The organism is Methylomagnum sp. (assembly GCF_054333355.1).
In genome coordinates this window covers 1-14,021 of sequence record NZ_JBTEKS010000002.1, presented here as the reverse complement: position 1 = coordinate 14,021, position 14,021 = coordinate 1, and the positions used below count along the sequence as shown (strand labels likewise).

Sequence of the window (14,021 nt, the reverse complement as noted above, 5' to 3'; positions counted from 1 at the left end):
CGTGGGGGGAACTAGTGGATGGGGAGTGGCAGGCCGTTGGTGGGTTGGATTTCGTTGTGCGGATACATTCCTTCAATGGCGGCGGGGAAGGTGCCGATCAAGTCTGGAGCGCAAGGAATGTAGGCATGTATGGGGATGTACTCATGCCCACCATTTCCTTGAAGCATCCCGGTAGGCATGAGTACATTCCCACCCTACCGAATTGTGCAATGGCATTCACCGCCTATGCGCCATGCTCATTCCCGGCACTGAATCATATCCTCAAAGTAGCAACCCGCTGGCCGGTCTCGGGGCTATGATCGTGGGGCGATAAGCATCACCACAGGTAAGCCCCATGAACGATTTGTCCGCCCCCCAAAAATTCACCAAAAGCATCCCGAGCGCCAGTTACAGCCTCACCCTGCGCCTCAAGCTCTCCAACCGCATCGGCATGTTGGGAGCGGTCGCCACGGCCATCGGCGGGGCGGGCGGCAGCATCGGAGCCATCGACATCGTGGGCGTCGGCGAGGGCTACATCCTGCGCGATGTCACGGTGGACGCCGCATCCATCCGCCATGGCGAGGAAGTCGTCAAGGCGGTGAGCGGCGTGGACGGGGTCGAGGTCGTGCATGTGTCCGACCGCACCTTCCTCATGCATCTGGGTGGCAAGATCGAAGTCGTCTCGAAGATGCCCCTGAAAACCCGCGACGATCTGTCCATGGCTTACACGCCGGGCGTGGCGCGGGTGTGCGAGGCCATCCACGCGGAGCCGGATAAAGCATTTACCCTCACCATCAAGAAGAACACCGTGGCCGTGGTGACGGATGGCACCGCCGTGCTGGGCTTGGGCGACATCGGCCCGGCGGCGGCGCTGCCGGTGATGGAGGGGAAAGCTATGCTATTCAAGGAATTCGGCGGGGTGGATGCGTTCCCCATTTGTTTGGACACCACAGACCCCGACGAAATCGTCCGTACCGTGAAGGCCATCGCCCCGGTGTTTGGCGGCATCAATTTGGAGGACATCGCCGCGCCGCGCTGCTTCGACATCGAGCGGCGCTTGCAGGCCGAGTTGGACATTCCGGTGTTCCACGACGACCAACACGGCACGGCGGTGGTGGTGCTGGCGGCGCTCATCAACGCTTTGAAAATCGTCGGCAAGCGGATGGAAGACATCAAGGTCGTCGTCAACGGCGCGGGCGCGGCGGGCGTGGCCTGCACCAAGATGATTATGGCGGCGGGCGTGCGGAACGTGATCGGCTGCGACCGGCAGGGCGCGATTTACCGGGGTCGGGCCGATGGCATGAACGCGGCCAAGGAGGAATACGCGGAAGCCACCAATCCCAACGGAGAGCGGGGCACGGTGCGCGAGGTGATCGCGGGGGCCGATTTATTCCTGGGCCTGTCCGCGCCCGGTGCCATCGGCGTGAGCGAATTGAAGCGCATGGCGGATCGGCCCATCGTGTTCGCCATGGCCAATCCAACCCCGGAAATCATGCCCGAGGAAGCCGAGCCTTACGTGGCGGTGATGGCGACGGGCCGGTCGGATTACCCGAACCAGATCAACAATGTGCTGTGCTTCCCCGGCATTTTCCGGGGCGCTTTGGCGTGTCGGGCCACCTGCATCAACGAGGCAATGAAACTGGCCGCCGCCACCGCCATCGCGGGCCTGATTGCCGACGGTGAGGTCCACCGGGAATACATCATCCCGTCGGTGTTCGATAAGCGGGTGGCGAACGCGGTGGCGAGCGCGGTGGAGGAGGCGGCTTATCGGACGGGGGTGGCGCGGCGGGAGGCGGTGTAGGCCGGATGAAGCTTTGCGGAATCTGGGGCCATGCTGGCACTAACTATCCCGGATTCCGCTGCGCTTTCGGCTCGTGCCCTAGCTGCCGCTTCACTGTCATTAAGTTAGGCTACCCGTTCGCTGAGCGGAGTCGAAGCGAACCTGCCGAGAGGCTTTGATTTCGCTGGCTTCGACTCCGCCCTTCGGCTGCGCTCAGGACAGGTTCAGCCAACGAAATCAAAGCCCGCGCACGCTTGACTTATAGCGGCATTCATACGAGTTCGATACGGCGGTAGGGTACGCTGTGCGTACCTCTCCGACCCCGCAAGGTACGCACAGCGTACCCTACGAATCGCGTATCGAAGCCGAGTGAACGGCGCTCTAAGTCAAAGTCGCCACGGTGACAATTAAGCCGTTCGTGGTGATCCTTCGATACCTCAGGACAGGGTACTCGAACCATGAATGGCTTCATTTTCAGCCGGTTAAGGTTTGAGCCATTCACCCTTCTATACCCTTCGACTACGCTCAGGACAGGCATCAGGGCGAACGGCTCAAACCTTAACTTAGGCGATTTCCAGGAAAAGACATACCTGTAGGATGGGTAGAGCGAAGCGAAACCCATCACTCTGTGTCAGGCTCGATGGGTTTCGCGAGTACGCTCTACCCATCCTACATCCAGATCAACGGTGACAAGCATTTTCGGAAATCGCCTTAACGGCTTTGGACTCCCACCCGGAAGTCGGGAGTCACAACAAAACCTACCGAACCGCCACCCCAGCCCCCGAAATCCCCGCCGCACTAACCTCCCCCATCTCCTTCTCCGCCTCGGCGAATTCCTTCAACCAAGGCTCCTTGCTATACCCCCAATCCCCGTCCTTAAGCAGCTTCATGCCCGAAGCCAATTCCGTCTTGGCTTGATGGGCGGCGCTGTCGCCTTCCACTTCCCACAGCGCCTGGGCGTAGAACAAATGGTTGAGCGGGTGGGCGGGATGCTTGTCCACCGCCTGCTTGAGCAAATCCAGCGCCTTGTCGCCATCGCCGATGCCGACGGGCCAGGGCGGCGCCTTGAGGTAGAGCATTCCCAGCAACCGCAATGGCCCGCCGTCGTCCGTGTCCTGGCTCAATTCCACCGCGTGCCTCATTTCGTTTTCCAGCCGGGGCAAATTTTGTTGCGCTAGCGTAGGCTGATCGCGCACCGCCAGCCCCAGGTTGGCGGCGAGGTAATAATGCACCGCGCCCTTATCCGACGCGCCCAAGGCCAAGGCTTCGTCGGCGAACCGGACGCCCTCCGCCGCCAGCTTCTCGCGGGTCTCCGCGTTCGATTGGCGCTCCGCTAGGCGCAGGCAAACCCGGCTGCCCAACGGGGTCCGCAGCACAGCCGGGTCGTGGGTATTGCGCAGGAAATCCAGCGCACATTGCAGCGCGGGCGTGTCGCTGTGGGAACCAAGTTCGTTCTGGCGGGCGGCCAGGGTGGCGGCGGTTTCCTCGGGGCAACCGGACAGCGCCCCGAAACTTACCATGCCCCGGTGCAGCTTCGCGCAGCCACTCAGGGCCACCAGCGCCAGCGCGGCGGATAGGATAGGCAAGCTACGCATCAGGCTACTTCCCTTTTTCCCACAGCTTGACCATCGGCTCGAACACCGCCGGGGCGGCGGGCTGAAAGGCTTCGACGCCGAACAAATCACACAGCTTCTTACCCTCGGCGTCGGTACACATGCCTTCCAGCGCCTTGGCGAAGCGGGCGCGCTCCTCGGCGGTGGTGGCTTTGCTGTCGGCGGCGAGACCCATCAACGGAATGTCCGCCGACGTGAAGACCGCCTCGGCGGGCGTTTTCAGCGGCAGGGAGGCCAGCCCGGCGGATTGCTGGCCGTTGAGGATCACCGCGTCCAATTCCCCGCTATCCAAGGAACGCAAGGCCCGCAGCGCTTGCCGCGAGGGCTTGAGGTCGAAAAAGGTAGCGGGGTCGATCTTCCCGGCGAACACGATCCGGCCTATGAATTCCGGCTCTTCCAGCACCGTGCCGCCCACCGCTTTGCCCTTGAGTTCGTCCAGGCTTTTGAACTTGCCTTGCGAGGCCACCACCTGATAGCGCTCCACCGTGGCGCCCTTCATCTTGGGCTGGATGACCGGAACCAGGCGATGCGCGGCGCGTTCTTCCAGGAACAGGCCCAGGGAGGTGATGGCGAATTTGGGCTTCTTCTCGGCCAGCAGCTTCCGGCAGTCGGCGGCTTTGGCGGTGAACTCGCTGGTGAGGCTTTGCGCCGGCCATTGGCCGACCCGCTCGACCACCCGCAACATCGCGGCCATGGCGCCGTTGGCGTCGGCCTCGTTGACCGGCCCGCCGGGATAGCAAACAACGATGGGGGGCGCGGATTCGGCGGCGTTGGCCGGGGTGAGCGGGGCCAGCAGGCCAGCGAGCAAGGTAATGAAGGTCAGTTTACGCATCAGGTTTTCCTCCCTGAATCAATTAGTTGTCCGATGGTCGGGGCCACCACTAAAGTCGCTGGCAAGCAGCATAACAGGCCGATGGTGATGTCCAGCCCCAGGCTGGACACGCCGCGATAATTCGCCATGGCGATGGCCCCGAGTCCAGCCAGCTCGGTGCCCGCCGCCAGCAGGATGACCTTCCCGGCGATGACACTGACCTGGAAGGGGCTGTGGTCCTTCAGCTCCAGCCAGCGATGACTGAACCACACGCCATAATCCACCGCCAGGGCGATGACCAACGGCAAGGCGATGATGTTGGCGTAGTTGTACTTGATGCCGACCAGGGCCATGACCCCCAGCATCCAGCCGCCGCCGATCAACAGCGGCAGCGCCGCCAGGACGAACCCGCGCAAGCTGCGCAACACCAGCATCAGCCAAATCAGACAGGCCACCACCGCCAGCACCGTGCCACGGGTAAAGCTCTCCACGACGATTTTTGAGAATTCCAGATGGGTCACGGGAAAGCCGGTGGCCTCCGGTGAAACGCTGTAGACATCATGGGTTAGACGTTCGAGGTTGGCCGGATCATACACACTTTCCGCCGGGAAGGCGTATACGGCAATGGTGCCGTCCGGGGCGAAGAAACGGTCCCGGAGGCTCGCGGGCAACTGGTCCGGGGCCAGCGGTTCGACCTTGCGCCAGGTGTTCAGTATCCCCAGTCCGCTGCCCGCCGTACCCAGCAGAGTGCGGAAGTACAGCTCGCTGCGTTCCCGGCCCCGCTCGGGATTTTGGTCGAGAGCAGCGCGGAGAGACTCGATGGACCCGCGCACTTGTTCCAAGCCCTTCACCAGATTGGCGTGCCCGGCGGAAAACGCCTGTTCCTGGAAGTTGTCGATGGGGTCGAGGCTCTTGTCCAGCGCTGTTTTCACCAGCCCGAACGTCTTCTCGGGCATTCCGCCCCGCTCCAGCTGGATGACCTTCTCGGCGAAGTCCGCCTGCGTCACCGCTTCCCCGATGGCGCGGGCTTTCCGCAAGCGCTGGTCGGCGTCGGGCGGGAATAGGTTGGTCAGGGATTGCACCTTGGCAATGGTTTTGAGCTTACCGGCCTCGTCGGTGATGCGGCGGGCTTCGGCCAAATTCTTGGCGGTGAAGATGACCACCTCGGGTTGGTAATCACTCTCCGCCGCCATCCGGCGCTGGTAGTGGGCGGCCTCCGAATCCTTGGGCAGCAGGGCCAGCACGTCGTAATCGAACGGGATGGAGAAGCCTTTCACGCCCCCGGCCACGGCGGAGCCGATGGCGGCAATGACCAGGATGAAGGCCACCGGGCGGGGGAGTGTGCCGCGCCGCTGAACGCTTCCCGACGGCGATGCGGCTAGACGATCCGCTTCGTTCCCTGAGCGGAGTCGAAGGGAGCGAACCGGATCACCTAGCCCCGGTTTACCATCGGCTTGATTGGCTTCGGCTCCGCTCAGCCCACGGGACTCTTTCAGCTTCGGCGGCAACAGCGCGTACAAAGCGGGCTGAACCATCCAGGTCGCAATCAGGATCATCAACACGCCCTCCGCCGCGACCCGGCCCAATTCGGCGAAGCCCGGAAAATCCACCGTCGTCAGTGCGCCGAAAATCAGCACGGACGCCCCGCCCGCCGTGAACACCGCGTGGAACGACGCGCCGATCCCCAGGCCGATGGCTTCCACCAAGGGCTTCCCGGCCCGGCGTTGCTCGGCGATGCTCGACGTGGTGAAGATGCCGTAATCCGCCCCCAGCCCGAACAGGATGGCGATGAACCCGGCGGTGACGATGGTCAGATGACCGACCCCCAACAGCGCCAGCCCCAGGCTCCACACCACGCCCATGCCCATCGGCACGAAGATGGCGAGCGCCCAGCGGACGCTGCGCACCACGCCCAGAATCAACAGGGCGATCAAGCCAGCGGAAGTGGTCACGACGAACACGATGTCCTTCCGCACATCGAGATATTCCTCGTACTCGACCGCCGGCAGCCCGGTCAGCCCGACCTTGGGCGCGGCGCGTCCGGCGGCTTTGGCCTCGGTCGCCAAATCCGCCGCCACGGTTTTGACCCGCTCGACGAAGGGCGCGAGGGCTTCGAATTCCTCGGAAGGATTCTTGGCGTGGACGAACAGGAACAGCAGCCGCCCGTCGCGGGAGGTGAAATAGCCCTTGCCGAGTTCGCCCGCTCCGAACTGGGCCAGCAGCCGGGTCCATTCCAAATCGGTGGGCGGGGCTTCGGCGGTCAGCCAGCGCTGCCATTCACCCAGGAAAAAGCCCAGCGCTTCCAGGCTTTGCTCGGCGGCGTGGAGGTCGGTGTCCCCCATGGGCGGCGGCTTTTCCAGCCACGCCAAGCCCTTTCGCAGCGCGGCGTCGAGGCCACGGGTATCGCCGGGCAAATCCATTCCCGCCAGCTTGTCCAGCGCCGCGCCGAACTGGTCGAGCCGTTCGGGCGGCGCCATCAAAAAGCCATGCTCCAGCAGGAAGCGGACATCCAGCCGCTCGCTGACCTGGCCTATTTCAGGCTCGGCGCGGAGCCGTTCGGCCAAGGTGTTGGCGTAGGCTTCCAACTCGGCGGGCGGGGCGCCTTCCAGCACCACGATCAAATCCGAGGCGGCGCCGAATTTCTTCAAGAACCCGTTGAGGCGTTCGGCCACCGGGGTGTTCTGCGGCAGCAGCGCTTGGCGGGAGGTGTAGATGGGCAAATGCGCCGTGGCCCACACGGACAGCAGCGAAACCAGCAGGGCGAGGGTCAGGATATGCCAGGGACGCCGGGCGCATTGCTCGGCGAGTTGGGCGGCGTGTCGGGAGAGGTCCAGGCGCATGGGCGGAAATCTGGTAAATCTGGTGGATGGAAAGCCACCGATGGTAAAGGCTGGCGGGGAAAAGTCACGCTTTCTCGCTTTCAAACTCCAGCGTGGTCAAGACATTACGTCATCCTCAACCAGCGCTGACCGACACCCGCAAATCAATAAGCTATATCGCACATTCTTTATGGTTATTAAGTTATATGGCATACACGTATGACGGCCCGGCCTAATGGGCAAGAATTACCGAAAGAAACGGATTGATTCGCGGGCAACGATTACAAAAAAGCGCCCGCGAGTGAAAAGACACCGGATTAAGTCATTTTGGCTCGCCCCCATTCAAAAACCCCGCTCATTACGTACTTTTCTGTCTTGGCTGAGAACAATAAAAACCGCCCTCGCGCTGTTTCTCTGCCCAGACCAACGTCCATCCTGACCAAAGCGCCGGGCGATTCACAGCATGGCGTCCTTATTGCTTTCCCCTCATCCGGCCCGGTTTCGGCCTCGCCCAAAACGCGGCAAGGCTTGACGCAAGTGGCTGGTTTTATTTTTCTTTATTGAACGGGGAACATCATGATTAACCTATTCTACGGGGGGCGGCACGCGAGTTTTGCGGCGCTGCTCGCGGTGGCAACGACCATCGCCGCGCCACCAACGCTGGCCGCCAGTCCAAAAATCACAGCGGTCGCCAAGTTCACCAACAAGGTCGGCAAAATCCAAGTCACCGGCAAAGCCAAAGGCATACCCGCTGGCTCGCAAGTGTCCATCTACGACGCCGCCGCTCATCGGCTGCTATTCTCGGGTCAGACCGACGCCAAATTCGGCTTCAATTTCTTAATCCCTCAGGACGCCATTCCTTGCCAATTACAGGTCGAGGCGGGCGGGGCGGAGCTTGCCGTCGCCGTGGCGGGTGCCGCCAAGTCCTGCAAGACCGCGCCCGCTTGCGGCATCGTCGGCGGCGACCGCTCGGCCACTGTGGGTGCGCCAGTGGCCCTGCAAATCGCCACCAAAAATAAAGGCGTGGCCTTCGGGTGGGATTTCGGCGACGGCGCTACCGATCAAAACAAGAGCAGCGTTTCCCACGCCTTCAATCTGGCTGGACTTTACCAAGTCATGGCCGTGGGCACAGACGCCAGCGGGGCCGAATGCGCGGATGCTATTACCGTGTCCGTGGCGCCGCCGCCCGGCACCAACCCCAACCCGCCGGTCTCTGAACCCGTGGCCCGGCCCGCCAAGGCGGCGGCCATGCCGGGGACGAATGGTGCCAACGACCGCGATGCGTTAGTCGTGTTCCCGTTCGAGGACACCGGGATGGAGGGCGGCAGCCAGATCAATATTCCGTACAACGCCCTGTTCCCGTACAACGCGCTGAATGCCCAAGTGATTCGGAAGGTGCCGCAGAAGCCTTCCATCGTCGATTCTTCCGTCGTCAGCGTCTATTACTCAGCGGCGTCCAATCCCAACGATCCGGCGGGCGCCAACTCCATTAATTCCACCAGCCAGAACTATTTCCAGGACGGTCTGACCGGAGCCAACTTCGACTACACCGGGACGCTGGGTAAAGCCAGTTCTACCGGGGAAACCATTTACCAGGACAACCACGCCTATACCCGCGCCACCATCGCCAAGAGCGAGTTTTGGGATAAGGTGCATCAGCCCAACGCCTCCAAGCTGACCACCCCGGTGGCGGAGAAGGGCCTGTCCCAGGCGGATGTGCAAAACGCCTTCACTCCGGCCAAGCCCTTGGTGAAACCCGATGAAGGCTTGCGTGGCCAAGTGGACAAGGGGGCGGGCGTGCGGGCCATGCCGGGCATCGCCAACCCCTACAAGTCCAATGAGCCGCAGCCGTTCGCGTTCAGCGCGTCCCAGAATTCCTTCGTGGCGCAGAACATTCCGCTCACCTCCGTGGACGATCAGGGCCGGATCAACCCGTTTCCTTTGCTGCGGGTCGAGGCGCGGGAAGGCGGGGCCAAGAAAGCCGCGACGGATGCGGTCTATTCCACCGCGTCCGACACCGGCTGTCGGGAATGCCACGCCAAGGGCAAGAAAGGTTCCGAGGACATCTGGCGGACGCCGGTGCGCATCACCGAATTGCTGAACGCCGACGGCACGCCCGGACCCGCCACCGGCAAGGGCGCATTCCCGCTGCCGCCGGATTATCCGGCCACCATCAGCTTGACCAGCGACCCCATCGCCGACTTCAAGAAATACGGTTACGGCCCGGCGGTACACGCTATTTTCGATGGCAAGTTCCCGCTCAATCCCACTCAAGCCTTGGTCGCGCCCGGTATCGTTCTGCAATACGACGCCAATGGCTTACGCACGGATCGCGTTGCGGAATCGCGCTGGCTCAAGCCGGACGGCAGCACCAGCCCCACCAATCCCGGCAATGACGCGACCTGGAAATTGCAGATCAAACTGAAGTTCAAGGAAGCCAAGGATTATGGCGAGGACAACTGGGTCAATCAGGAGAAGGCGGCGCGTTGGAACAACATGCTGGTCCATGACTACATGACGCCCATCAACTACAACAACGCCCGCGACGACGTGTTCACCGAAGTGGTGGACGATCAGTACACCACCCGCAACTCGGTCACGATGTGCGCCTCCCACCACACCAGCACCCTCAAGTACGACTACGGCGCGGCGGCGGTGAGTTTGGTCACAACCCTGTCCCAATACACCCGCACCGAACATGCTTTCCACGGCAAGATGCAGGTCTACAAACGGGACGTGACCGCCCAGGAAGCCCCCGACCGCCAGGCCCACGCCAAGGGCGACTTGATCCGCGACGAGCGCGGCCACCCGATCATGTACGGCGGGCGCGGCTGGGATTCGGTGCATCTGGATGAGGAAGGCCAGTATTACACCAAGGACGCCAACGGCAATTACACTGTTAAGTCCGCCGTGCCAGCCTTCGCCCCGCGCAACAACTGGGACCCGGCGCAATTCCCCCGTCATTCTTTGGGCGAGGAAATGCTGCCGGTGGGCGAAAAAATCCCCATGGAGAAAAACTGCCTGACCTGCCATACCGGCAAGACCGAGAAGGCTTATCGTGACGTGCATCATTCCGCTGGCTTGAAGTGCGATAGCTGCCATGGCGATATGCTGGCGGTGGGCTTGGTTTACCCGCACGAGATGTACGACCAGAACCTGACCATGGGCGGTCAGATGGGGCCGGACGATCCCAACACCCTGTCTTCCGTGGATTTCCGGCGGCAGTGGATCGACGAGCCGAACTGCGGTTCTTGCCATGTGGGCGACGCCAATCTGGATAAGAACGGCGAAGCGGGCTTGAATCATTACTACAGCGCGGGTGCCTTGAAGCAGGGCTGGAAGGACGGCGACTCGGCGGCGGCGACGATTCATCCGGTCAATGCCCGCTTCGCGGTCATGCCCAGCAAGGAATCGCGGCCCGAAAAAGTGGCGGCGACGGATGCCCAGGTCGCGGCGGGGCTGGCCGCCAAGAAAGGCGACACGATCTTTGTGGACCGGGAAATTTCCCAGGTGCTTTACCGCAAGAGCGGCGATGTGCATGGGTCCGGGCCGAACGGCATCCTTAATTGCTCCACCTGTCACGGCGGTTCGCATGGCCTGTGGCCCAATAAAGACCCCAACGCCAACGACAACGTGACCGCCCGCCAACTCCAGGGCTACGACGGCAACATCGCCGAATGTTCCACCTGCCATATCAAGGACGATTTCAAGACTGGCTTGGTCGCCACCGATGGCGGCACCAGCGGCTTAGGGGTAGGGCAGGGCGTGCGCGACGGCAGCGTGGTTGGCCCTGCCAGCGCGAAAGCCTTCCTAGCCGGTCCCCACGGGATGCACCCGGTGGGCGATGAGTATTGGTACAAGCACGCGGAAGGTGCCGCTATCAACACCAGCGCGGGCAAGCATAAGGACGGCTTGAACGGCGGCTGGCACAACGACATGGCCAAAAAGCCGGGACCGGATGGCGAAGACCAATGCGCCGCCTGCCATGGCGCGGATCACAAGGGCACCCGCTTGTCGCGGTCGCTTGTGGATCGGGTCTTGACCAACGATCAAGGCAAGCCGGTCAAGGTGGCGAAGGATCAGGTCATCGGCTGCGCTCTCTGCCATAGCTTGGCGAAGAGCTTCACCGGGGCGCCCAACCCTAAATCGCCCACGGGCGGCTGGCCTGCGGCCAAGCTGCACATGCCGCCGATGCCGCAAGCGGTGACCGCTAGCAACTCCTCGGGTGGTTCGGGAGGGCACCACTAAGCAGCTCGCCGTAGGTCGGGCTTTAGCCCGATAGGTCGGACTGAAGGCCGACCTACAACCGCCGGGAAGCTAAATAGCCGGGGTAGGGCGGACACCCGCGTTGCCCCGGTTGTTTTCCTCGATAGTTACCACAACGCCCGGACGCGCCCGGGCCGCAAGGTTCGGGCGGGTTCGGGCGTTAATTTTTGGGAGGTTCTTCTGGAGTGCATAGGATAGGTGGAGCCTTAGCGGAACCCATCACTTCGGGCTAACCGGCTTCACCATGCTCTGATGGAGCCACAGCCTTCCCGCCCCAATCCCGCCGTGTAGAATAGCCCCTCCTTCGTTTCCCCGCCCGCCAGGGCAAGTTTGACTTCATGCTGACATCCAGACGCAAAGGCAAGGGCCGTTCCAAGCGCCCCGCCAAACCAGCCTCCGGGTTTTTCCCTTCCTCCTTCCGCCGCCTCCTATTTTTCACCGCCCCCTTCGTCCTCGCCGGACTCGTGGCCTATGTCGCCTACCAGGACTATGTGGTCCGCGAGCAGTTCGAGGGCAAGCGCTGGGCCTTGCCCGCCCGTGTCTATGCCGCGCCCACGGAGCTATTCGTCGGATCGAACCTGGACGCAACGGGCCTCGAATGGCTGCTCGGCGAATTGAAATTCCGCGCTGATCCTAGCCTGTCGTCGCAAGGTGCCTACGTCCGCACCGGCAACGAAATTGTTCTGAAGACCCGCGAATTCAAATTCTGGGACAAGCCCGAGCCGGCACGGGAAGTCCGCGCCCAATTCGCCGGTAAACAAGTGGTGACGCTGGAAGACGTGGACACGGGCCGCGCCCTGCCGGTGTTGCGCATGGAGCCGGTGCAAATCGGCAGCTTCTATCCGGCGCTGAAAGAGGACCGGGTACTCATCAAGCTCAACCAGGCGCCCGACTTGCTGTTGAAGGCGCTGTTCGCCAGCGAGGACCGCAATTTCCATGAGCATCACGGCGTGTCGGCGCGGGGCATCCTGCGGGCGGTCTGGGCCAACCTCCGGGCGGGTGGCATCGTCCAGGGCGGCAGCACCCTGACTCAGCAGTTGGTGAAGAATTTCTTCCTCACCTCCGAGCGGACTTGGTGGCGCAAGGCCAACGAAATCGTGATGGCGCTCATCCTCGACGCCCGCTATTCCAAGGACGAAATTTTGGAGGCGTACCTCAACGAGATTTATCTCGGGCAGGACGGGGCGCGGGCGATTCATGGCTTCGGACTCGCCAGCCAATACTATTTCAGCCGCTCTCTAGACGAACTCGACCTGCACCATGTCGCGCTGTTGGTGGCGCTGGTGCGCGGGCCATCCTATTACGACCCGTTCAAAGCGCCCGACCGGGCGTTGAAACGCCGCGATTTGGTGCTGGATGAAATGGTGGCGCAGGGCCATCTCGACGCCGCCCAGGCCGCCGAGGCCCAATCCCATCCGCTGGACGTGGTGGAGAATCCCCATCAATCCATCAGCCGCTATCCGGCCTTCCTGGACTTGGTGCGCCGCCAGTTGCAGCAGGAATACAAGCCGGAAGACCTGACGTCCGAGGGCCTCAGGATATTCACCACGCTGGACATCAACGCTCAGCGGCGACTGGAAGAATCCATGACGGCTAACCTGAAAAAGCTGGACGCCCAGACCAAGTCCACCCAGTTGGAAGGCGCGGCCATCCTGACCCGGCGGGCGACCGGGGAAATCGTGGCCTTGATGGGCGGACGCGACCCGGAGGCGGCGGGCTTCAATCGGGCGTTGGACGCGGCGCGGCAGATCGGCTCGTTGTACAAGCCGGTGGTCTATCTCACCGCCCTGGAAAATCCCAAGAAGTACACCCTGGCGACGCCCTTGCAGGACACGGCGATCCGCATCAAGAACCCGGGCAGCGCGGCCTGGACGCCGAAGAACTACGACAACCGAGAACACGGCACCGTGCCCTTGTACCGGGCCCTGGCCCATTCCTACAACTTGGCGACGGTGCGGCTGGGCATGGACGTGGGCGTGGCGCACACGGCGAAGACCCTGCGCAAGCTCGGGGTGGACAAGCCGCTGGAGCTGGTGCCGTCGCTGCTGCTGGGCACGGCGGTTCTGACGCCTTTCGAGGTGGCCCAGATGTATCAGACCTTGGCGGACAACGGCTTCGTCACCCACTTGCGGGGCATCCAGGACGTGGTTTCCCAGGACGGGGCCAGATTGCAGCGCTATGGGATCGACACCAAGCAGCGGCTGGACCCGACCGCCGTTTACCTCGTGGACACCGCCCTGCAAGAAGTGATGCGGCAGGGCACCGGCAAGCCGGCCTACGCCTATTTGCCTGCGGATTTCAATGCGGCGGGGAAGACCGGCACCACCAATGATTTGCGGGATAGCTGGTTCGCCGGATTCACGGGCGATTATCTGGGGGTAGTGTGGGTGGGGCGGGACGACAATCAATCGGCCCGTCTGACCGGCGCGCAGGGGGCGTTGAAGGTGTGGGCCTCGACCATGCGCCAGGTCAGCCGCGAGCCGCTGGAATTGGAATTGCCGGACAATGTGGACTGGGCGTGGGTGGATCGTGCCAGTGGGGGGCGCACCGACCAAGGATGCGCGGGTGCCGTGCGGATGCCGTTCATCGCCGGAACGGCTCCCACGCAGCTTGCGGCCTGTGGGGGCGATCAGCCCGCGCCCACCGAGGCCGGTGGTTCTTGGCTTAAGGAGTTGTTTTGAGGGGATTGGGCCACTGGTTCCCGGATGCGGGTCGCCGCCATTAGAACGTTTTTAGAATGAGTGTACGATAGC

At 62.7% G+C, this 14,021-nt stretch carries 6 protein-coding genes; 3 read left to right on the top strand and 3 right to left on the bottom strand.

Going from position 1 to position 14,021, the window contains the following annotated elements; genetic code table 11:
- Positions 1 to 334: 334 nt before the first annotated feature.
- A complete protein-coding gene (locus ACXWUF_RS00425) occupies positions 335 to 1,780 on the top strand; it encodes a malic enzyme-like NAD(P)-binding protein (RefSeq protein WP_458492668.1) in 1,446 nt (481 codons plus the stop codon).
- A 737-nt stretch (positions 1,781 to 2,517) separates the two neighbouring features.
- Here the strand turns inward: ACXWUF_RS00425 and bstC are convergent.
- The 3 genes from bstC to ACXWUF_RS00410 are packed head-to-tail and all read right to left on the bottom strand — an operon-like array spanning position 2,518 to position 7,023.
- A complete protein-coding gene (gene bstC, locus ACXWUF_RS00420) occupies positions 2,518 to 3,354 on the bottom strand; it encodes a sterol transporter outer membrane protein BstC (RefSeq protein WP_458492667.1) in 837 nt (278 codons plus the stop codon).
- Between the two features lie 4 nt (positions 3,355 to 3,358).
- Positions 3,359 to 4,204: a sterol transporter periplasmic substrate-binding protein BstB gene (gene bstB, locus ACXWUF_RS00415; RefSeq protein WP_458492666.1), complete on the bottom strand. Its 846-nt coding sequence runs from the start codon at positions 4,202 to 4,204 to the stop codon at positions 3,359 to 3,361.
- Positions 4,204 to 7,023: an MMPL family transporter gene (locus tag ACXWUF_RS00410; protein WP_458492665.1), complete on the bottom strand. Its 2,820-nt coding sequence runs from the start codon at positions 7,021 to 7,023 to the stop codon at positions 4,204 to 4,206. Before ACXWUF_RS00410 ends, bstB begins: the two co-directional genes overlap by 1 nt.
- Positions 7,024 to 7,578: 555 nt before the next feature.
- Between ACXWUF_RS00410 and ACXWUF_RS00405 the strand changes: the two genes are divergently transcribed.
- Positions 7,579 to 11,250, top strand: a complete 3,672-nt coding sequence (locus ACXWUF_RS00405; RefSeq protein ID WP_458492664.1) for a PKD domain-containing protein — start codon at positions 7,579 to 7,581, stop codon at positions 11,248 to 11,250.
- 356 nt (positions 11,251 to 11,606) lie between these two features.
- A complete protein-coding gene (mrcB, locus tag ACXWUF_RS00400; RefSeq protein WP_458492663.1) occupies positions 11,607 to 13,949 on the top strand; it encodes a penicillin-binding protein 1B in 2,343 nt (780 codons plus the stop codon).
- Positions 13,950 to 14,021 lie beyond the last annotated feature (72 nt).